This window comes from Romboutsia sp. 1001713B170207_170306_H8, from assembly GCF_015550495.1.
In the GTDB taxonomy this organism is placed as follows: Bacteria; Bacillota; Clostridia; order Peptostreptococcales; family Peptostreptococcaceae; genus Romboutsia_E.
In genome coordinates this window covers 1-23,079 of record NZ_JADNAX010000013.1, presented here as the reverse complement: position 1 = coordinate 23,079, position 23,079 = coordinate 1, and the positions used below count along the sequence as shown (strand labels likewise).

Genomic DNA, 23,079 nt, shown 5'->3' with positions numbered 1-23,079 from the left:
TTGATATTGTAAATGAACAAAGCAATAATTTATTTAGAATGTTAGGTGAAGATAGTTTAGCATTAGGATTTGTATGCGGAGATTATGAAGGGGCAGTAAATAAGGTTTTAGTAAAACAAGATAAAGCATATATAGTATCTAAATATACTATTGATATAGATAAACTTCTTCAAATGCAACGTATTGACTATAAAAGTAATTATAAGAGTATAGAAATACTTAATAAGTGTCGGAATGAAAGGTATAAAGAAAATCAACACAAAGGTATGTCCTCTGGTTATATTGATTTTGCGTGGAAGCTAATAGATAAAGGCCTTGGATATACCACGTGCTTTTTAGCTGATGAGTTTAAAAATAAATATAATTTAGAGTTGTATTCTTTATTAGATTCTAGAGGGAAAAATATAACAAGAAATACCTGGTTTATATATTCAAAAACAAAGAAGTTTAATAAAATAGAAGAAGAATTTATAAAATTTATACAAGATAAAATGATTAGTATATAATGTAAAACATTTAAATTCATTGAAATATCAATATCTTAAGTTAAAAAAAAAAAAATAGTAGTATTCATAAAAAATGAATACTACTATTTTTTTTTATATTTAATAATAAGATTCTTAATTTGAAGAAATAATATCTTTATGAGAGGTGAGAAATACATGATACATATAAATAAACTAAGAAAAGTTTATGATAATGGATATGAAGCATTAAAAAGTATTAACCTTGAAATAAAAGAAGGAGAGCTAATATGTTTACTAGGTCCTAGTGGATGTGGAAAAACAACTATATTAAATTTATTAGCGGGTCTATTAGATCCTACAAGTGGAGATATTAAATTTGATAATGAATCTATTATAAATAAGCATCCTAAAGACCGTAATATAGGATTAGTATTTCAAAATTATGCGCTATATCCACATATGACAGTTTTAGAAAATGTTATGTTTCCTTTAACTGTTGGCAACAAAAAGAAGCCAAAAGAAGAAGCTATGAAAATAGCTAAAGAGTATATGAAAATAACCAGCATAGAAGAATTAGCTAACAAAAAACCTGGAGAAATGTCTGGAGGTCAACAGCAAAGAGTTGCGATAACAAGAGCACTTGTTCAAAATCCTAAAATATTACTTTTAGATGAACCACTTAGTAATTTAGATGCAAGACTTAGATTAAAAATAAGGGAAGAGATAAGAAGGCTTGTAAAAGAAATAGGTATTACTACAATATTTGTAACTCATGACCAAGAAGAAGCTTTATCGATAAGTGATAGAATAGTTCTAATGAATCAAGGTATTGTACAACAATTTGATATACCTCAAAATTTATATTTAGAACCAGCAAACTTATTTGTAGCAAAATTTATGGGAAACCCAATTATCAATATTTTTGAAATGCATAAAGAAGGAGATATGCTAGTTGGAAAAGATTTTTCTATAGATTTAAATTTACTTACAAAAAATAGAATAAAAGAAGATTTTAATGAAAGTAAATATATCATTGGTATAAGGGCAGAATATTTTGTTGTAAGTGATAATTCATTATTTAAAGCAAAAATAGAAACTGTTGAATTAATAGGTAAAGATTGTATATTAAATTTTAAAATTAATAATAAAAATGCAAAATCAATTACAGATATAAATCAAGGTATATGTGAAAAAGATGAAGTAGGATTTGATATTGAATATGGAGGCATTTATATATTTAAAGAAGACGGAACGAGGGTTTACTAATGAAGAAGCTAAAATATAGTGCAGAAAATGCACCACATGCATGGTTATACCTATTACCATCTTTAATTATAATCATAATATTTCATGTATATCCATTGATAAAAACATTTATTATATCTTTTCAAAAAGGTACTTTAAATAACTTAGTGTTTAATGGTATTAAAAATTATCAAATAGTATTAAGTGATCCTAAATTTCATAAAGCAATAATCAATACAACTTTGTACGCATTTACAGTAGTGCCAATAGGTGTAATTATTGCAATGATTATAGCATTAACTATTTTTGAAAAAATTAAATATAAAGATATTTTTGAGACTATATTTTTCATACCATACTTAACAAGTATTATAGCTGTAGGGATAGTATTTAGATTTTTACTAAATAAAGATTATGGATTTATAAACTATCTATTAGGATTTATAAATGTGGGGCCAATAAACTTTTTGGACAATCCTAAAATGAGTATGTTTACCTTAATCATATTTGGTATATGGTCAGGTCTTGCATTTAATATAATAATATTAATTTCAGGACTTAGAAATGTAAATGAAAGTTATTATAAGGTTGCAGATATGTTTGGAGCAAGTAAATCAGAGCAATTTTTTAGGATAACTTTACCTCAAATGATACCAATTATTACATTTTTATTGATGGTTAACTTTATAAATGCATTCAAGGTATATGCCCAAGTTTTTGCTATATTTAATGGAAAAGCGGGAATTGCAGATAGTGCTACTACAGCAGTATTTTATATTTTTAATAAATTCTACGTTGAATATCGATATGGGCAAGGTATGGCAGCTGCAGTTATATTATTTGTTCTTATACTTATATTTACGTTAATTCAAAACTATGTATTGAAGAAAATATCTAAGTAGGTGAAAATATGGAAAAATTTAATTCAGTTATAGCAAAAATATTTATATTCATTATGGCGATTATAACATTATTTCCATTTGTATATATGATCTTATCAAGCTTAATGACTTTTCAAGAGGCGACTAGTATACCTCCAACATTGTTTCCAAAGTCTTTTCAATGGCAAAACTTTAAAGAGGCAATGAAGCAAGCTCCTTTTGTTAGATATTTCTTTAATACAGTTTTTGTAGCAGGGGTATCAACACTTGGAACATTAATAACATCTGTACTATCAGCATTTGCACTAGTAAAGTTAGAGTTTAAATTTAAAAATATACTATCAATGGCAATGGTTACTTTACTAATGGTGCCATATGAAGTTACAGTATTTACAAATTATCAAACAATAGCACAACTAGGATTATTAGACACATACACAGCTTTAATTGTACCATCACTAGCAAGTGTGTTTTATATATTTTATTTGAGAGGTTATATTTCAAGTATTCCTATATCTTATTATAAAGCAGCTAAAGTTGATGGATGTAGTGACTTAGAATTTATTACAAGAATACTAGTACCCCTTATAAAACCATCATTATTCACAATGGGAATACTTAGCTTTATAGGTGGATGGAACTCTTTCTTATGGCCAATACTTGTAACTAATAGCAAAGAAATGAGATTACTTAGTAATGGATTAAGTGCATTTGCAACAGAAAGTGGAACAAATGTTCAGCTACAAATGGCTGCATCTACAATAGCGATAGTACCTATATTAATAATATATTTAATATTTAGAAAAGAAATAATTAAAGGAGTTGCTAGCAGTGGTATTAAAGGATAAAAAAACAAAAATAACGTTTCATAATGGAATACTAACTATTGGAGGGACAATTATAGAAATTGTCTATGAAGATAGCCATATATTCTTTGATTTTGGAAGTGAATATAATCCAAGTTCTAAGTTTCAACCATCTAATTTACAAGAATTATTAGATGAAAAATTAGTACCTTATTTAAATAACATGTACGACCCAAGTATTCCTCTTAAGGGATATAAATCAAGTGAAGATAATTTTAAAAATACTGCTGTGTTTTTATCACATATGCATTTAGATCATTCAAAAATTATAAATTACTTGAATCCTAATATAGACATATACACATTAGAAGGTACAAAGTCTTTACTTAATACATTAAATGTAAATAATGATTTTCTCTTTCCTCTTTATAATAAAGGAAAATCAAATACTAGGGATATAATTGGAGTAAAAGAAAATGAAATAATTGAAGTAGGAAAAATAAAAGTAAAAGTTATGCCTGTAGACCACGATGCATATGGTGCATGTGGGCTACTTATAAAAACTCCTGATTTAGTTATTTCTTATACAGGAGATATAAGATTACATGGATATAGAGAAAAAGATACTTTACAGTTTTGTAAAGAAAGTGAAAACTGTGATGTTTTATTAATAGAAGGAGTTACAGTTTCATTTAAAGATTTTGATGATGAGAAGGATGAGAATGACGTATGTAATGAAAATGAGCTGATAACAAAAATTAATGAAATTGTAAATAATAATCCTAACAAGCAAATAACATTTAATTATTATATATCTAATATAGAAAGGATTTTAAACATAATAAAAACTAATACAAGAAAGGTTGTATTAGATGCATATTATTCTTATGTTTTAAAAGAAGCTACTGACTATGAATCATATTACTATAAATTAGATGATAAAGATTATGGATTAAATCCAGAATATGAAATTGGTTTTGAAGAGCTATTAAAAGATGAAAGTAAATATATGTGGCAATTAGATAATTTAGCTCTTAAAGATTTTAATGGATTAAAAGAAAATGGAATTTATATTCACTCAAATGCAGTTCCTCTAGGACCATTTGATCCTAGTTATGAACCTTTTGTAAATAGATTTAAAGAAAAAGATATAGAATTTATAGCAGTATCATGTAGTGGACATGCTCATCCAAGAGATTTAATAAAGATAATAGATTTAATTAAACCTAAACTATTAGTTCCAATACACTCTTATAAGCCTGAAAAGCTTTATAACGAGCATGGAGAGAGATTATTACCAAAGAAAAATCAAACAATTTAAAGGAGGCATAAAATAATGAAATTTAAGACTTTAGTACCACTAGTGTTATCACTTAGTTTAATGGTTGGTTGTTCTGGAAAAAAAGAAGATACATTAAGTAATAATGAAGAAATAGTTACGGAGTTAAACAATCCTGTTGAAATTACTTTCTGGCATGCAATGAATGGTGACCAAGAAAAAGCACTACAAGAATTAGCAAATAATTTTACAAAGGAAAATCCTAATATAACTGTAACTCTTCAAAATCAATCTAGTTACCCAGATTTACAGCAAAAAATAACTGCGACAATGGCAAGTCCTAAGGATTTACCAACGTTAACTCAAGCCTATCCTGATTGGCTATTAAATGCAATAGATGAAAACTTAGTAGTTGACTTAAAACCATATATAGAAAATGAAACTATTAAGTTTGATAATTATGATGATATAGTAAAAGGATTTAGAGAAGCATCAACAATAGATGGTAAGATATATGGAATGCCTTTTAATAAATCAACAGAAGTTTTATGGTATAACAAAACATTACTTAACAAATTAAATATAGCTGTACCAACAACATATGAAGAATTTGCAAAGGCATCAAAAGAAATTTATGAAAAAGAGAAAATAGTTGGTGGAGGATTTGATTCATTAAGTAATTACTATACAACATATTTAAAAAATGAAGGTGTAGTATTTAATCAAGATTTAGATCCAACAAGTGATAAATCATTAAAAGCAGTAAATTATTACTTAGATGGAATAAAAGGTGGATATTTTAGAATAGCAGGAACGGACAAATACTTATCTGGACCATTTGGAAATGGAACAGTAGCATTATATGTTGGTTCTAATGCAGGTGAAGCCTTTGTAAAAGAAGGTGTTGGAGATAAATTTGAAATAGGTGTTGCTCCATACCCATCAAAAGAAGTAATGCAACAAGGCACAGATTTATTTGTTTTTTCTAGTGCAAGTGCAGAACAAAAAACTGCAGCATATGAATTTTTAAAATTTTTAACAACAAAAGAAAATCAAATAGCTTGGGCTAAGAAAACTGGATATATTCCTGTTAGAGAAAGTGCTATTACATCAGATGAATATAAAAATTCAGGAAGTTTAATAGCTCCGATTGTAGCTGATGCAACTAGTGATTTATTTACAAATCCAGTTATAAAAGGTATGGATAGTGCATTCCGTGAATCTAATACAGTATTAGAATCAATACTAGCAGATACAAAATCAGATGTTAAAGATAAGTTAGAAACATTTAAATCTACTTTAACATCTATTTGGGAATAAATAAGTAACTAGGGCGTTTTCTTATCTAAAGATAACGCCCTAGTTTTAATTATATAAGAAAGGAATAAAGTTTATGAAAATTGTTATATATCAAACTAGTGATTTACATGGGTATATTTATCCTACAAACTATGTAAAAGATCAACCATTAGGTTTTTTAAAAATTGCTAGTTATATATTAAAGGATGAGAAAAAATTTGATGCATCTTTAAAAGTAGACTGTGGTGATTTAGTTCAAGGTTCCGCACTTACACATTATTTATCTAAACAAAATATAAATGAAAATCCTATAATAAAAGGATTAGAAGCTATAAATTATGATGTTTATGTATTAGGAAATCATGAATTTAATTATGGATTAGATTACTTAAAAAATGCATATAGCTTAGTATCTGATAAGATAATAAATGCTAATATAAAAGGTCTTCCTTTTGATACTAAACCATATAAAATATTTGAATTTGGAAATTTTAAAATAGGATGTATAGGCTTTACAACTTCTTATATACCTAATTGGGAGCAAGAAGTAAATATAAGAAATTTAGAGTTTTTAGATCCTGTAAAACAATATAAAAAGTATGAAGAAGAATTAAAAGATAAATGTGATTTTATAATAGTTTGTTATCATGGAGGATTTGAAAAGAGTTTAGATGAAGATATGACTCCAACAGAAGCACTTACAAAAGAGAATCAAGGTAGTGAACTATTAGAAAACTTTAACTCTATAAATATGATATTAAGTGGACACCAGCATCGTGCATTTATAACGAAGATAAAGAATGTAATTTGTTCTCAGCCAATGAATAATGGACAAAGCTTTTCCAAAATCATTATAGACACTGATAATAAGGATATAACTTATGAATTAGTAGATGTTAGTAGTTTAGATAATGAAATAGATAATAAACTAGAAAATATATTTAAAGATACACAAAAAGATTTAGAAGTTTATTTAGATCAAGTTATAGGAGAATTTGATAAAGATATGAAAGTAGATGACATATTTTTAGCAAGATTAAAAGGTCATCCTTTTATAAATTTCTTACATCAAGTTCAGTTAGATGTTTCTGGTGCTGATTTTTCTGCCTTATCTGTATTTGACAGTGCTATAGGATTTTCAAAGAAGATATCTATTAGGGATGTTTTGATAAATTATCCTTACCCAAATACATTAAAGGTACTTTCTATTACAGGAAAGCAATTAAAAAAAGCTATTGAAAAAAGTGCAACTTACTTTGTAATTGAAGATAAAAAAGTAGTAGTAAATAAAGAGTTTCTTGTTCCAAAAGTTCAACATTATAATTATGATACTTATGGTGGTTTAGATTATAAAATAGATTTATCTAGAAATTTTTATGACAGAGTTGTTTATATGAAAAAAAATAATAAGGATATTTCTATGGATGAAGATTATACTATTGTTTTAAATAACTATAGAGCTAGCAATACATCTATTTATCCTGCATATGAAGGGTGTAAAGTAGTTAAAGAAATTAATTTAGATATGAGTGAGGTAATTATTGATTATATTCAAAAAAATAAGAAAATTGTTGTTAATGAAAAAAATAATTACTTTATAAAAAGCTAATTTTTTTAGATATTGAAATATATATATATTTACATGATATTATATATCAAATAATATATACGAAAATTAGAAGAGGTAAAGAATGAAGTTTATAAGAATAGAAGCAAAAGAAGATCCTTATTATGATGACGCAATGAATATATATATATAAATAGTTTCCCTATATTTGAGCGAAGGACAGAAAAAGATCAAATAGATGTATTAAAGAATGAAAAATATAAATGTAATGTTGTCTGTGATAATAATAAAGTAATAGGGATATTATTTTATTGGGAAATTAATAGTTATAGGTATATAGAGCATTTTGCAATAGATAAAAATTTAAGAGGAAAAAGTTATGGAAGTAAAATATTAAAAGAATTTTGTGAAGAAAATAAAACTACTATATTAGAAATTGATATGCCAGTAGATGATATATCAATTAAACGATTAAACTTTTATTCTAATTTAGGATTTAAGATACAAGAATTTGAGCATATTCATCCTCCTTATAGAAAAAAATATGATGGACATAGATTGAAAGTAATGAGTTTTGATAAAAATCTATCTAAGGTAGAATATGATGAATTTTGTATATTTTTAAAAAGCGTAGTAATGGAATATTCAGAATTTAATGACTAATATTATGATTAGAATAAGTTATAAGATGAAAGAGGTTAAATATACTTAATGTTGTATTTAAGCCTCTTTTTTAATCATAAGGAAAAAATAAATCTCAAGATAAACTTAATATGAGAAATTAGTTAGAAATATGATAAAATAATATCTTATGAAACTATAAAAAATAATGAGGTAGACATGACATCAAGGAATATTGGCCACAAGAATAGAAAAAAAGAAAAGATAAAAATAAGTAATATAAAAGATTTTAACAATGCTTTAAAAAAAGAAGGATATAATATAAATCAATTAAATGAAATGAATTATAAGCAAGAACTTGCAAGTATATTTAATGTAGATATAAGTCTAATAAATTATTTGTATCAGTGTATAGATAATTCTAAGGTTACTTATAGAGCAAGGGATGTTAAACATTTTATTGATTATGTGGAAAAAATATTAATATTTGAAAATGAACATGAAAAGTTATGTAAAGAAATAAGTAAAATAAAAAAATTACGTATAGACAGAATTGAATATGATAGAAAGCCAAGCTCACAAGATAATGTAGACCATATATTAAAGATTATAGATAAAATGAAAAAAGAAATAATCCAAAATATAAATGAAGATGAAAAGTCAAAGATTAATGAGTTGGAAGAAAAAATAAGCAAAGACTATCTATACTCCAAAGATATAGAATTATTAAAAAAGATGATTCTTTCTAAGCAAAGTAATATAGAAGAAAAGTATGATGATAAAACTCAAGTTAAAACAATATTAATGGATATACCAAAAAATTTAGATTCTAAATATATTAAACCAGAGAAAGGGTCAGTTGAGTATCATCAACATATAAATAGTAATATACCAAGAATGAAAAGATTATTAAGAAATATGAACAAATACATAAAATTTGAAGATGATAAAATTTTTAAAATAAATCAAAGTAATACTCTGCAGGATTCAATAAATATAGCTGTAGTAGAATATGATAATCAAGAATTTAAGGCAATAAGTGGTAGTAATGAAATTGTAGATTATTGTAAAGCACCGCCAATAGATAAGCAATTTTTTAGAAGTAGCAAAGTTAATAAGTTAGGAAAATTAGGCATAGGTTACAATAGAATTAATGACAGTGAAAAAAAGATCTTTGAAGAAATACATAAAAAAATACAATCTAAAGAATTAAGAAACAAAGGAAATCTTACGTTATATAGTAAGTGGGAACCATGCCCAAGTTGTTATTTTGTAATTAATCAGTTTTGTAATGAGCATCCAGATATAAATGTAAAAATAAAATATATTAAAAAATATGGAGAAGTGTAAATAAATTAGAATAAAAATATAAAAGTTTTAGTATTTATTTTTTATTAGATAATTTATTATATGTATTTAGTTTATATTTTATATTTGCATTATAATTCAATTTAAAAAATTGTGTATACATACAATCTAAAATGTATAATAAGGATAGCCTTGTTGAAAATGATGAGATTTTATTGAAATGGTTTTCATTTGAGCTTAGATATAATTGATAAGTTGCATATTTATTAAGAGGGTTTTCATTAGTAGAAGAAATTAAAATAATAGGTGTTTTATTATTTTTTAATATTTCAGCTATATTTTACATTATAGCACCTCTTCCTTCAAATGATACTATTATTGCAACATGATTTTCATCACTACTAGAAGCTGTTAAACGCTGATGATATTCTTCTATAGGAACATTGATCAATCTTCCTATTTCTTGCATCTGGAACTTAAAATTTTCAGCAAAGTAAATATTACCAGCAGATGTATAAAAGTCTATATGCTTGGAGTCTTTTAACGCATTAGAAATTAAATTTAACTGATTAATATCTATTAAATTTAATGAAGATATAAGGGTTTGTTCATATAGTTCTTTCATCTTTAATATGACTTCATATTGTGTTTCATTTCCGTTAAAAGGATAGTTATAGTCGATTACGTTTTTCTCATTAAGATATTCATTAATAGATGAAGAAACCTGTATTTTTAAATCTGACAAACCTAATAAATCTAGCTTTTGGCATAATCTATAAATTGTTGAAGTTGAAATAAAGCAAGCATCACTAATTTCACTTGCACTCATTTTTATAAAATTCTCAGGATTATTCTGCATATACTTAGCTAATATTTTTTCATTTTCAGTTAAGCTAGTTAATTGATTTAATTTATTAAAAATGTTCATGAAGATCACCTCATGAACATTATACAGTATTTTGTAAAATTTTAGTGTTATAAATTTATCTAATTTAAATATTAATACAATCAAAATAATCACTTAATGCATGAGCAATACCATCATCTTCATTAGATAAAGTTATTTTATTAGATACAGACTTTAAATCATCAACAGCATTATCCATTGCTACTCCTATACCTACGTATTTAATCATAGATATATCATTGTGTCCATCTCCAAAAGCAATCATTTCATCACTTTTGTAACCCATAGGTACTAATACGCTATCTAGTGCCTTAGCTTTATCAATTCCTTTAGCTGTAAATTCAAGGTAGAAAGGTGAGGTAAACATACAACTTAAAATATCTTTAAATGGTTCCATTATTTCTATATAATTTTCTTTAAGGTACTTAGAATCACCAGCAGTTAAAATTTTATTTAAAGGATAGGTAGCAAAGCTAGCTAGATCGTGTTCTTCACATAACTTAAAGTTACCACCACGAGATTCGTACTGAATCACATTAAAAGGTTTACCATCATGTTCTATTTCATTATCAAAAACATTATTTACGTATAAGTAATCTTCTTTATCAATCATAGGCTTAACCTTAAATTTCTTTAGATGTTCTAGTACAGCTTGTCCATGTTCAATGCTAATAGTTTCATTAAATAAAACCTTGTTAGTTTGGCAATCAACAACTTTAGATACATTAAAAGAAACTAAAAGACCATTATTTTTATCCATTTTCAATTCTTTAGCAAAATCTATTAAGCCAGATGTAGGTCTTCCAGAAGCTAAAACTAATTTTGCTCCTGATTTTTGTGCATTAATTAAAGCATCTTTAGTTTTTTTAGTTATTATTTTTTTATTATTAGTTAATGTTCCATCAACATCCATAATAATCACTTTTATATTATTCATAAAAATTCCCACTGTCTATTTTAATTATATCGGTATTATTTTATAAATAAATATAATGAATTAAAAATGAATAATATATGTCAAAAACAAATAAGAAAATAAGAAAACAATGAAATAAATTTATCACAGAATAAAATAAACTTAACAAAAGTTAAATTTATAAATCTATATATATTTATAATGATTATTGAAAAAAATATATATAATATCGAAAAATATACAAAAAGCTTATAATATGGAAAAAATATTAACAAAATATACTATAAAAGCATAATATATATGGATAGCAGTTAGAAGCTATCAATATATTATGGAGGTAAAATAATGGCTTATTATAGCGATAGAGATAATTATAAAGAGTATAAAAATGATAGAAATAGAGATTATGGATATAAATATGATGATTATGAAGAAAAAGGATATAAACATGGAGAACATGAATGCAATTATAATGATGTAAAAAGATATAAAAATTATAAAGAAGTACAAGGTAAAAAATGTAATATGAGAAAAGATAATTATTATGATAATTACTATACTAGATATAATAACTATTATACAAAAGAATGTAACCATGTAAAAGATTATTATAGAGATGTAAATATATATCATTATAGTCAAGAAACAATATATGAAGGATGTGAATATTTAGGATCAACTACAGTAAAAGATTGTGAAAAAGGATATGGACAAAAAGATGGACAAGACTTCGGTCCAAAATTTGAAAAAGGATATGGAGAAAAATATGAACAAGACTTTGGTCCAAAATTTGAAAAAGAATATGGACAAAAAGATGAATTTGATTGTGGATATAGACCTATGGATAAAGATGATGATAAATTAAAATGGAAAGATATGTGTCCTTGCAAAAAAGGTGGAGCATGGAAATAGATTAAAATAAAAATCTAGTTTCATAGATTGAATATGTTCATCCTAAACATATAAGCTAAATATAAGTTTGAGTTGAATATTTAAATCTATACATGTCTAAAAAAGTAAAAAAATGAAAAATATATTAACAATATTTATAATAAAGTCATATTATATATGGATAGAAGTTAAAAGCTATCAAATATATATTATTATTATGGAGGTAAGACAATGGGTTATTGTTGCGATAGAGATAATTATAAAGAGTATAAAAATAAGGATTATAGATATAATGATTATGAAGAAAAAGGATATAAACATGATGAACATGAATGTAATTATAATGATGTAAAAAGATATAAAAAATATAGAGAAATACAAGGTAAAGAATGTAATATAAGAAAAGATAATTATTATGAAAATTACTACACTAGATATAACAATTATTATGTTAAAGAATGCAACCATGTAAAAGACTATTATAGAGATGTGAATATATATCACTATAGTCAAGAAACAGTATATGAAGGATGCGAATATTTAGGATCAACTACAGTAAAAGGCTGTGAAAAAGAACATGGACAAAAACCTGAATTTGATTGTGGATGTAAGCCTATGGATAAAGATGATGATAAATCAAAATGGAAAGATATGTATCCTTGTAAAAAAGATAAAGCATGGAAATAGATAGTATGAAAATAGATTAATCTAAGAATCTAGTTTCTTAGATTAAAATAAATTAAACCTAACTTATATTTTAAATATAAGCTAGGTTTAATTTTATTATTTAAAAAGCTTTATATATAACAAATACATATTCATTATAAACATAATTTTTAATTTATAAAATTTATTAATAAATTTATAGATAAAAGGTAATTTCAAGAATAAAAGTAAAAAATGTACTATAATATAAAGAAAATGATAAGTCTATCAGTTAAAGAGTTAATGTATTAAAACTTATATAATTGGCATATAGAATTTATATTAAAAGGGGGAAATAATATATATGATATCTGTATATAAGAAAGGAGCGTATTTGCTTAAGGGTATGGAGATAGTATCAGAAGAAGATACAGAAAAAGTAAATTCGCTTAAATTAAATTTAAAAAAATATGAAGCTAAAAAAGGTACTATAACATATTCAATTTTAAGTAATCATAATATTTCAGATAACATGGATAGACTTAAGATTAAATTTGATGCTATGGCATCACATGATATAACTTTTGTTGGTATAATTCAGACAGCTAAGGCATCAGGGATGAGGAAATTTCCAATACCATATGTACTTACTAACTGTCACAACTCATTATGTGCAGTAGGGGGGACAATAAATGAAGATGATCACATGTTTGGACTATCAGCAGCTAAAAAATATGGAGGAATATATGTTCCTCCTCATATATCTGTTATTCATCAATATATGAGAGAAATGATGGCAGGATGTGGGAAAATGATTTTAGGTTCTGATAGCCATACTCGTTATGGAGCGCTTGGAACTATGGCTATTGGAGAAGGTGGTGGGGAGCTAGTTAAGCAATTACTATGTAGTACTTACGATATTAGTTACCCAGAAGTAGTAGGGGTATACTTAACTGGAAAGCCACAAAAAGGTGTAGGTCCACAAGATATAGCTTTAGCTATAATAGGTAAAGTATTTAAAAGTGGATATGTTAAAAATAAAGTAATGGAATTTGTAGGTCCTGGAATATCTAATCTTTCTGTTGATTTTAGAAATGGAATAGATGTTATGACAACAGAAACTACTTGTTTAACTTCTATATGGAGAACCGATGAAGAGGTTAGAATGTACTTAAAAGTTCATAATAGAGAAGAAGATTATGCTGAGTTAAATCCAGATGAAGTAGCTTATTATGATGGAATGATATACGTAGATTTAAGTATTATAAAACCAATGATAGCATTACCATTTCATCCGAGTAATGTTTATGAAATAGACTACTTAAATAATAATTTAAAAACAGTATTAAAAGAAATAGAAGAAGAAGCAAATAAATTATTTGATAACCAAGAAATTGAATTTAATTTAAAAGATAAAATAGTAGATGGTAAGTTAAGAGTAGATCAAGGAATAATTGCAGGTTGTGCTGGTGGAACATATAGTAATATAATGGAAGCTTCAAAAATAATAAAGAATAAAAGTTGCGGAAATGGAGAATTTTCTTTATCAATATATCCATCATCGCAACCTATTATGTCAGAGCTTATCAAAAGTGGAGCTGCAATAGAACTTATAAATTCAGGGGTAATAATAAAAACTGCTTTCTGTGGACCTTGTTTTGGAGCCGGGGATACTCCAGCGAATGGGTCATTTAGTATAAGACACACAACAAGAAATTTTCCAAATCGAGAAGGTTCAAAGCCAGGAAACAATCAGTTATCATATGTTGCATTAATGGATGCAAGAAGTATAGCGTCAACTGCAGCTAATGGAGGAATATTAACACCAGCTACTGATTTTGATATAGATTACTTAGATAATTATAGTTATGAATTTAATCAAATATCATATCTAAATAGAGTTTATGATGGATACAGTAAACCTAATAAAGAAGCTAAGTTAGTATATGGTCCTAATATAAAAGATTGGCCTAAAATGAGTAAACTTACAGACAATATATTATTAAAAGTTTGTTCTAAAATAATGGATGAAGTAACAACTACGGATGAGTTAATACCCTCAGGAGAGACATCTGCATTTAGGTCTAATCCCCTAGGTCTAGCAGAGTTTACACTATCAAGAAGAGATGAGAGGTATGTACCAAGAGCAAAAGAAATATATGAAGTAGAAAAGTATAGAATAAATGGCGGAAATCCTATAGAAAAGGATTTTGATTTGGCTGAAGCTTATAAGAAGATAAAATCAATAGATAATTTCAGTAATATAAATATTGAAGATATAGAAATAGGAAGCGTTATTTACTGTAACAAACCAGGTGATGGTTCAGCTCGTGAGCAAGCAGCAAGTTGTCAAAGAGTTATAGGTGGGCTCGCTAATATTTGTAAAGAATATGCAACTAAGCGTTATAGATCTAATGTTATAAATTGGGGAATGATACCATTTCAAACTAATGAAGAACCAGAGTTTAATATAGGGGATTATATATTTGTTCCTAACATAAGGCAATTACTAGATAAAGATATGGAGAATATAAAGGCTTATGTAATAGGAAATGAAGTAAAAGAAATAAACTTATATATATCTAATATGACATATGAAGAAAGAGAAATAATTAAGGCAGGATCTCTAATAAATTACAATAGAAGTCGTAACTTAGATACAGTTAAGGCACAGCATATTTAATCTTGATATGGAAGTTATTGAAATGGTGAATTTATAATAAATTCACCATTTTTTAATACAAATTTAATAGATAAGTAACATACTGTGCTAAAGCTTTCTTGATATACAGTGTACAGAGAATTTAATTTAAAAGAATTTAAATAATATATAATTTATTACAAAATAGGAAGAATATAAATAATGTAAGAAGTATGGATTATAGGAGGAAATAATGATTAAATTAAAAAATCAATTTTTATTAGCTACATATATAATGATATTTCTCTTGTTTATTATAAAGCCAGCGCTTGTACCAAGTATAATAAGTAGGATAATAATTGCATTTAAACCATTTATAATCGGTGGAGTAATCGCATTTTTAATAAATATACCAATGAAAATTATAGAAGAAAAATTAGTAAAACCACTTCTGAAAAGTCATAAGAAATATGAAAATTTATCAAGAACAATAGCGTTGGCATTAACTTTAATATTAATTTGTCTGGTAATAGCTGCGTTTATAAATTATATAGCGCCTCAACTTATAGAGAGTGTAACTACTTTAACTAATAGCATACCAGATTATATAAGTTCAGTTCAAAGTTTTATAATGGAAAAATCAGATAAATTAAATATATTTAATGATATTAAGATAGATATTCCTTCAATGGTTCAGAAGTCGATGTCTTATATTGGTAACTTAATGAATATGTTTATATCGAATTTATTTAACTTTACACTTGGTATTACAAATTTGTTTATTAATTTTTTCTTAGGAATAATAATAGCTATGTATATATTGCTTACTAAAGATACCCTTGCATTACAATTCAAAAAAGTTATATATGCATTTTTTAGTGAAAAAGTATGTGAGAAAATTATGTATATTTTAAAGTTAGCTAATCGTAAATTCTCTAAATTTATTTTAGGTCAATCTACAGATGGATTAATTCTTGGAACTATATTTTTTATAGTATTTTCATTTGTAAAAATACCGTATGCATTACTTATAAGCATAATGATACCTATACTTAATTTTATACCCATATTTGGTACATATGTAGGTATTTTGATATCAGCATTTATTATACTTATGGTAAAGCCTTCAGCAGTTATATTATTTTTAGTACTTATCATAAGTATTCAGCAGTTAGATGGAAAATTTGTATATCCAATAGTTGTTGGTAATTCTTTAGGACTTCCTTCGTTATGGATATTATTTGCAATTATAGTTGGAGGAAATTTATTTGGAGTTATAGGTATGATAATAGGCATGCCTCTTGTAAGTGTTATTTATGAGTTATTTGGAGATTATGTAAATAAGAGAATTAAGCATAAAAAGTAGTTATAAAATAAAAAAGTTATGATTTAAAATTAATAAAATCATGACTTTTTTATTTTAAACATTCCTAAAATATAAACTCCTAGTAGATGTAATTATGTTAATAAAATATAATGAATAAAACTTATAATAAAAGTATCATTAGAAAAATGATTTTCATATATTATAATAGGCTCAAATATGCCTAATTTTGCTACCTTTAATTAAAACTTATAGAAATAATACCAAATATATGGAGGTATAAATATTTGAATATAACAACTAATTTTTTAACTATAAATAAATATTCAAGACCAGGGACTAAGAGAAGTAAAACTACAAAAATAGCATGGCACTATGTTGCAAATCCTGGAAGTAGCGCATCAGCTAATAGAAATTATTTTCAAAATAGTAAGGTATATGCTAGTTCTCACTATATAGTAGGATTAAAAGGAGAAATACTTTATATAGTTCCAGATGATGAGATAGCTTACACAACTAATAGTGCAAATAGCTATAGTATAGGTATAGAATGTTGCCATCCTACAAGTGATGGGCATTATAATGATGCTACTTATAACTCAATGGTAGAATTAGGTGCTTATTTATGTGAAAAATATAATCTAGACCCAACTGATGATATGATTAGACATTATGATATAACAAGAAAAATTTGTCCAAAATGGTTTGTAGATAATCCAAATGCTTGGATTAAGTTTAAAAATGATGTTAAAAATAAAATGAATAGAAGTACTTCAGATGATGATAATGGTAACATAATTCATATCTCACCTAATACAAAATCTGATTGGGTTAAAGAGTTACAAACTTATTTAAACAATGCTTATAGTGCAAAACTAAATGTTGATGGTTATGTAGGTCCGAAAACTTATGCAGCCGTAAAAAATAGAGTTGTAGGAAAAGGATATATAACGAAAGGAACTCTTGTATCTTTATTACAAGAAGCTTTAGGAGATTTAGATATAGATGGAAGTTGTGGACCTAAAACTATTGCTAGAATAAAAGAATATCAAAAAAATAATGGATTAGCTATAGATGGACTTTTTGGCCCTGATAGCTGGAAAAAATTGTTTAATATGTAATATAAATTTGTAGTATATAAGTAATAAAAAGAGAATCTATATTAAGATATAGATTCTCTTTTTATTGATTAAAAATAGATATTATGGTATATCTATTGAAGAGTATATATATTTATTAAGATATATTAAAAAGGAGAATTAGTATGAAGTTTAGGAGAGCAATTAATGAAGATGTGTTTGGTATAATGAATATTATCAATCAAGCTCAAGTTTATTTTAAAGAACAAGGGATAGATCAATGGCAAAACAACTATCCTAATATTGAAACTATAAATAATGATATTGAAAATGAATATAGTTATGTATTATTAAAAGATAATGAAATTGTAGCTACAGCAGCTATTTCTTTTGATGGAGAAAGTACATATGATTCTATTTATGATGGTGAGTGGTTAAGTAATGACGATTATGCTGTTATTCATAGAGTAGCAGTAGATAATGCCTATAAAGGATTAGGTTTATTATCTGAAATTATTAGATATGTAGAGAAAATTTGTTTAGACAAAGGAATTAATAGTATAAGGATAGATACACATGAGGAAAATATATCAATGCAAAGATCACTTAATAAAAATAGATTTAAGTATTGTGGATTGGTACTTTTAGACGATGGAAGTAAAAGAATAGCTTTTGAGAAGATTCTAAGTATATAATATAAAGAAATAATAAAATTTAATTTATTCATAGTTAAATAGAAGTCGGATACTATTGTTATGAGTGTAGTTAAGCTTGTGAGAACACAATCTTAACTACACTTTTTTATAACTTTAAATAAATTTCATAGAATAAGAATTAGAAATGTATGACAGTATAGAATTTATATTATTTTAGGTAAAAATAATATAATAATTAAGTAAATATATAGTAAAATATACTATAATTTATAAAAGGGGGGATAAATAAAATATGAGATGCACAACTTGTAAAAATAGATTAGATGAAGATGCTAAATACTGTAATAATTGCGGACAAGATATAAATTATACAATGATAAATAAAAATGAGTATATGTTAAAAGCTATAATAATAATACTTATAATTACAATATTAAGTATGACATTTACTATATTAAAAATTATAGAATATATGAAAACATCAGAAGATAATATTAGTAATAGTCAAAAGAGTCAATTTATAGAAGAGAGTAGCCAAGAAGAACAAAATCAAAAAAATTCTCAACATATAACTAATTTAGTAAGCACACAAAGAATTGAACAAATTAAAGATACACATATATCACAAGAAGAAGCGTTAGAAATTTGTAAACAAAAGTTAAGTAATATAATGGATACTACCTATTTTAATATAGGAACGGATGAATCTGGACTTAATAGTATTATAGAATTAAATGGATCAAAATATTATTGTGTATATATAATTAATTCAGATGAAGATATAGATTTTAGATTTTGTATAGATAGTATAACAAAAGAAGTATATTATTCAAATGAAGATAATTTTGATATTTTAATTCCTATAGAAGAATATATAGAGGAATGTAAAAAAGAAAGAAATAATCTAGAATATATAAAAGAAGAATATTTAAATAGAATTTATATAATAAGTAATGAAGAAGAAAGTGCTTTAGAAAAATTTAACAGTGGGCTAAGTAGTAAAGAGTATGGAGATATATTATATTCATTATATCAAAAATATGACTTAGTTTTAAATGAAATATATAATGATTTAGAAATATATTTACCTAGTGAAAAAATAAAAATTTTAAAAGATGAAAAAATAAAATGGATTAGTGAAAAAGAAGAAAAGTTAAATATAGAACATAGTGATTTAGAAGATAATTTAAGTTATATAGAAGTTAATGAAATGTTATGTAGTTTAACAAAAGAACGATGTTATGAATTAATTGAATGTATAGAATAATATAGTATACTTTCTTTTATTTAAAAATGAATAAATTCAAAGGGTTATAGGAGATAATAATAAAAGAATTTACCATAAATAGGAGGAAATAAAATGAACTTATTAAAAGATAGCATTACAAAAGTTAATTTAATGAGAGCTTTTGCAGGAGAAAGTCAAGCTAGAAATAGATACACTTTTGGAGCATCACAAGCTAAACAAGATAAATTAACTTTAATAGAGCAGGCATTTTTATATACTGCAGATCAAGAAAGGGCACATGCAAAAGTATTTTTTAACCATCTTAAGGAACTTTCTGGAGGAACTATACACATAGATGGAGGGTATCCTGTAGAGGTTTTTGATAATATAGTTCAGACACTAAGAGCTGCTCAACATGATGAATATCAAGAATATGAAGAGATTTACAAAAACTTCGCAAATACAGCTAGAGAAGAAGGTTTTATAGCTGTTGCTAATAGCTTTGAGCAAATATCTCAAATTGAAAAAACTCATGGAGATAGGTTTGGGGATTTTGCCCAAAAGATTGAAAGTGGAACATTATTTAAAAGTGATAAAGAAGAGCAATGGATTTGTTTAAATTGTGGTCATATTCATACTAGTAAAGAAGCACCTAAATCATGTCCTGTATGTCAACATCCACAAGGATATTTTATATTATATTCAAAATCACCTTTTGAAAACTAGAAAATAGTGACTTTGAAATAAAATACATAAATTTATAACTATTTTAAATATTTAACTTGAGATTGATATAAAAAAGAACTAGGTAGTTAGAATACTTAGTTCTTTTTTATATCAATTTTCATTTAATGAGTTTGTAAGATAAAGTATAATATTATATACTTTATAAATAAATATAACATATGGAGTGAAATTTACTTTTGAATAGTATAATATGTGAACGTAGAATATATCAAGATAATAACAAAGTGCACACTCATCCATATGGACAGTTGATTTTACCTATTAACGGAAATATTAATATAGAAACTAACTAAAAATTCTTAAGTATAGGAAATGAATCTATATTTTTTCTTCCTCCAAATTGTGAACACTTGTTTAATGCTAATAAAATTAATGAATTTTTAGTTCTTGATATACCGACTAATTATCTAAAAAAATGTGATATGAATAAAATAGATGGAGGTAAAGAGATTATATTTGATGATAAGTGGAAATCAATAAAGCATCTATTTTTTAGTGAGTCTCAAAAAAAGAAAAGCTCTTCTTCTATAAATAATTTATTCATGTATTGTTATGAAATGATAATTAATGAAAATGAATTTAAGTCTATTAAATATATAAATGAACATTATGCAAAAAATATTTCAATTAAAATAATATAGCAAAGTATAAAAAGTTGTATAAATATTTATTAACTTATCAATATATGTACAACTTTTTATGTTTTATCCATATTCCTAGTAGGAATATGGATAAAACATAAAATAAAAAACTAATTATAAAAATTAAAATTCAATAATCAATTATAAATAATCACCATGGTTTAGACCAAGGTGCATAGTAATACTCTTCATTACAAACAAGGTCTGTACTTACTCTAAATAATCCACCAGAATAAAAAATATTAATTACTTCTATATTATTTGCTAAGTCTGTATTTAAAATGACATTATAATCATCAACTTTAAATACAGTATCATTACCAGTAGGCTCATCCAGAGATACATAAAATATAGGTCCATATCATGAACTAATTTGTTGAATATAAACCCTAAAATATTTTTCTATAAGATTATAATTATTAAACATATCATCTAGATTAGACTTGGATGGATCAGTTATATTTATAATCATAATTATTCTCCTTATGTTTTGACATATAAGTATTTTACCAAATGAAAGTAATTTTTAACCTAATAAAAAATGAACTTGTTCTTAAGCGAAATATAGTAAGAAGTAGTGTAATATAAAAGTTTTTATAAGAATATATTATTACATACAAAGTTAAGTTAAATAAGTGAGGATTTTTATATGTGGAAGAATATACTTGTCATTACAGGTAGCCCAAGGAAAAAGGGCAATAGTGATCTAGTTGCAGATGCATTTATATCAGGTGCTAGAAAAGTTGGTCATATTGTAAAAAAAGAGCAAGCAGCTTTTCTTAATATAAAACCATGTCAATCATGTAGACAATGTTTTCAAAATAAAAAAGCATGTTGTATGGATGATGATTTTAATAAAATAGCACCATTAATAGAAGATGCAGATATAGTAGTATTTTCAACTCCACTTTATTGGTTTTCATTTCCATCACAACTTAAAATGTTAATAGATAAGTTTTATCCATTTTCTATAGGGAAAAGAAGTTTAAAAGGGAAAGAATGCGCAATATTAGTATGTGGAGAAGACATTAATGATAGTGCTTTTGATGGTATATTGGACTCATATGATTTAATAGTTGATTATTTAAATTGGATGGATATAGGAAAGCTATATTTTAAGGGATTAAATGAAAAAGGTGATATAAAAAATACTGAAGGTTTAAAAATAGCTGAAGAATTTGGAATGAGTGTATAATTTATATAGTAAACGTATATTTATTTAAATTAATTATTAAAAGTTGATTTAATCCTATGTTTAGACAATTTTCGCACCGATGTTATGATAAAATTGTAATGAGTTATGAATAAAATAATAAGTAACAATATTAAAGAGGGAGAATTGTCATTTAGGGAGAAGTCAAATATGCATTTATTTAGATTGAAGGGTTTATTAGCTTTATGTTTATTAATTTGGATAATTACAAGAATTATAATATTAATGAATAAAAGTAAAAATAAGATTAGAATTAGAATATGGGAAGAAGTTTTGACAAGTATATTTACAATATATATATTTATACTTGTAAGAATTACTATTTCACATATACATACTGGAGTAAATATATTAATTTTATCACCATTTATCATATATTTATGTATAAAGTATGAAAATAGAAGAAGTTTAAAAAAGTCTATTTCAACATCTTTTCTAATATCATTCACAATAGAACTAAGTAAGTTAGTTATTAATATTTTGTATATATCAAATTTAAAAATCTTTTATCCAGAAGATTTAATACTAAATATACTAGGTGGATCTATAGGTTGGTTTGCTTTTAATATTTTATATAAGGGAAAAATAAAGAATATAATAGATAGAGTATATATAAATGAAAAAAAACCTATTATTAATGCTTGTATATAATTAAATAAAATAGGACTATATAGAAGTCTAGACTTCTATATAGTCCTATTTTATTTAATTATATACA

The 23,079-nt window shown here is 25.2% G+C and carries 23 protein-coding genes and 1 pseudogene; 21 read left to right on the top strand and 3 right to left on the bottom strand.

Features of this window, described 5'->3' with window-relative positions; genetic code table 11:
- Positions 1–38: 38 nt before the first annotated feature.
- The 10 genes and pseudogenes from I2A66_RS15160 to I2A66_RS15120 all read left to right on the top strand — a co-directional run bounded on the left by I2A66_RS15160 (position 39) and on the right by I2A66_RS15120 (position 9,515).
- Positions 39–506 carry a hypothetical protein gene (locus I2A66_RS15160; protein WP_195251927.1) on the top strand — a complete coding sequence of 156 codons (468 nt, stop codon included), beginning with the start codon at positions 39–41 and terminating at the stop codon, positions 504–506.
- Between the two features lie 156 nt (positions 507–662).
- Positions 663–1,733, top strand: coding sequence for an ABC transporter ATP-binding protein (locus I2A66_RS15155; protein WP_122639719.1), 1,071 nt, complete (start codon positions 663–665; stop codon positions 1,731–1,733).
- Positions 1,733–2,614, top strand: a complete 882-nt coding sequence (locus tag I2A66_RS15150) for a carbohydrate ABC transporter permease (protein ID WP_147516090.1) — start codon at positions 1,733–1,735, stop codon at positions 2,612–2,614. Before I2A66_RS15155 ends, I2A66_RS15150 begins: the two co-directional genes overlap by 1 nt.
- Before the next feature lie 8 nt (positions 2,615–2,622).
- The gene (locus I2A66_RS15145; protein WP_122639715.1) at positions 2,623–3,441 is read left to right on the top strand and encodes a carbohydrate ABC transporter permease; all 819 of its coding nucleotides are present in this window, start codon (positions 2,623–2,625) and stop codon (positions 3,439–3,441) included.
- Positions 3,425–4,720 (top strand): MBL fold metallo-hydrolase, encoded by a 1,296-nt coding sequence (locus tag I2A66_RS15140; RefSeq protein WP_122639713.1) that lies wholly within the window; start codon positions 3,425–3,427, stop codon positions 4,718–4,720. Before I2A66_RS15145 ends, I2A66_RS15140 begins: the two co-directional genes overlap by 17 nt.
- A gap of 15 nt (positions 4,721–4,735) precedes the next feature.
- A complete protein-coding gene (locus tag I2A66_RS15135) occupies positions 4,736–5,998 on the top strand; it encodes an ABC transporter substrate-binding protein (RefSeq protein ID WP_195251926.1) in 1,263 nt (420 codons plus the stop codon).
- A gap of 73 nt (positions 5,999–6,071) precedes the next feature.
- On the top strand, positions 6,072–7,586 hold the full coding sequence (locus I2A66_RS15130) for a bifunctional metallophosphatase/5'-nucleotidase (RefSeq protein ID WP_195251925.1): 1,515 nt from the start codon (positions 6,072–6,074) through the stop codon (positions 7,584–7,586).
- Positions 7,587–7,727: 141 nt separating this feature from the next.
- Positions 7,728–7,985, top strand: a pseudogene (locus tag I2A66_RS17910) (GNAT family N-acetyltransferase); the annotation flags it as partial.
- Positions 7,986–8,207: a hypothetical protein gene (locus tag I2A66_RS17810; protein WP_243113351.1), complete on the top strand. Its 222-nt coding sequence runs from the start codon at positions 7,986–7,988 to the stop codon at positions 8,205–8,207.
- Between the two features lie 177 nt (positions 8,208–8,384).
- Positions 8,385–9,515: a deaminase domain-containing protein gene (locus I2A66_RS15120; RefSeq protein WP_195251924.1), complete on the top strand. Its 1,131-nt coding sequence runs from the start codon at positions 8,385–8,387 to the stop codon at positions 9,513–9,515.
- 34 nt (positions 9,516–9,549) lie between these two features.
- Here I2A66_RS15120 and I2A66_RS17905 read toward each other — a convergent pair whose 3' ends face one another.
- The 3 genes from I2A66_RS17905 to I2A66_RS15110 all read right to left on the bottom strand — a co-directional run bounded on the left by I2A66_RS17905 (position 9,550) and on the right by I2A66_RS15110 (position 11,317).
- Entirely contained in the window at positions 9,550–9,801 is a 252-nt protein-coding gene (locus I2A66_RS17905; protein WP_442970898.1) for a hypothetical protein, read from the bottom strand.
- 12 nt (positions 9,802–9,813) lie between these two features.
- Positions 9,814–10,401, bottom strand: a complete 588-nt coding sequence (locus I2A66_RS15115) for a MurR/RpiR family transcriptional regulator (protein WP_243238748.1) — start codon at positions 10,399–10,401, stop codon at positions 9,814–9,816.
- Positions 10,402–10,465: 64 nt separating this feature from the next.
- Positions 10,466–11,317: a Cof-type HAD-IIB family hydrolase gene (locus I2A66_RS15110; protein ID WP_195251923.1), complete on the bottom strand. Its 852-nt coding sequence runs from the start codon at positions 11,315–11,317 to the stop codon at positions 10,466–10,468.
- Between the two features lie 324 nt (positions 11,318–11,641).
- On the opposite strand from I2A66_RS15110, the gene I2A66_RS15105 reads away from it, so the two are divergent.
- The 11 genes from I2A66_RS15105 to I2A66_RS15055 all read left to right on the top strand — a co-directional run bounded on the left by I2A66_RS15105 (position 11,642) and on the right by I2A66_RS15055 (position 23,012).
- A complete protein-coding gene (locus tag I2A66_RS15105; protein ID WP_122639704.1) occupies positions 11,642–12,208 on the top strand; it encodes a hypothetical protein in 567 nt (188 codons plus the stop codon).
- 210 nt (positions 12,209–12,418) lie between these two features.
- Positions 12,419–12,874, top strand: coding sequence for a hypothetical protein (locus I2A66_RS15100; protein ID WP_122639702.1), 456 nt, complete (start codon positions 12,419–12,421; stop codon positions 12,872–12,874).
- Positions 12,875–13,196: 322 nt separating this feature from the next.
- Positions 13,197–15,515: a hydratase gene (locus I2A66_RS15095; protein ID WP_147516084.1), complete on the top strand. Its 2,319-nt coding sequence runs from the start codon at positions 13,197–13,199 to the stop codon at positions 15,513–15,515.
- A gap of 211 nt (positions 15,516–15,726) precedes the next feature.
- On the top strand, positions 15,727–16,839 hold the full coding sequence (locus I2A66_RS15090) for an AI-2E family transporter (protein WP_122639699.1): 1,113 nt from the start codon (positions 15,727–15,729) through the stop codon (positions 16,837–16,839).
- A 245-nt stretch (positions 16,840–17,084) separates the two neighbouring features.
- Entirely contained in the window at positions 17,085–17,918 is an 834-nt protein-coding gene (locus tag I2A66_RS15085) for a peptidoglycan recognition protein family protein (RefSeq protein WP_195251922.1), read from the top strand.
- Positions 17,919–18,061: 143 nt separating this feature from the next.
- Positions 18,062–18,571 carry a GNAT family N-acetyltransferase gene (locus tag I2A66_RS15080; protein ID WP_122639695.1) on the top strand — a complete coding sequence of 170 codons (510 nt, stop codon included), beginning with the start codon at positions 18,062–18,064 and terminating at the stop codon, positions 18,569–18,571.
- 253 nt (positions 18,572–18,824) lie between these two features.
- Positions 18,825–19,799 carry a lysozyme inhibitor LprI family protein gene (locus I2A66_RS15075; RefSeq protein ID WP_195251921.1) on the top strand — a complete coding sequence of 325 codons (975 nt, stop codon included), beginning with the start codon at positions 18,825–18,827 and terminating at the stop codon, positions 19,797–19,799.
- A 93-nt stretch (positions 19,800–19,892) separates the two neighbouring features.
- On the top strand, positions 19,893–20,486 hold the full coding sequence (gene rbr / locus I2A66_RS15070; protein ID WP_122639692.1) for a rubrerythrin: 594 nt from the start codon (positions 19,893–19,895) through the stop codon (positions 20,484–20,486).
- Positions 20,487–20,857: 371 nt separating this feature from the next.
- Positions 20,858–21,148: a hypothetical protein gene (locus tag I2A66_RS15065; RefSeq protein WP_122639690.1), complete on the top strand. Its 291-nt coding sequence runs from the start codon at positions 20,858–20,860 to the stop codon at positions 21,146–21,148.
- 649 nt (positions 21,149–21,797) lie between these two features.
- A complete protein-coding gene (locus I2A66_RS15060; protein WP_147516081.1) occupies positions 21,798–22,343 on the top strand; it encodes a flavodoxin family protein in 546 nt (181 codons plus the stop codon).
- Between the two features lie 168 nt (positions 22,344–22,511).
- The gene (locus tag I2A66_RS15055; RefSeq protein WP_195251920.1) at positions 22,512–23,012 is read left to right on the top strand and encodes a VanZ family protein; all 501 of its coding nucleotides are present in this window, start codon (positions 22,512–22,514) and stop codon (positions 23,010–23,012) included.
- Positions 23,013–23,079 lie beyond the last annotated feature (67 nt).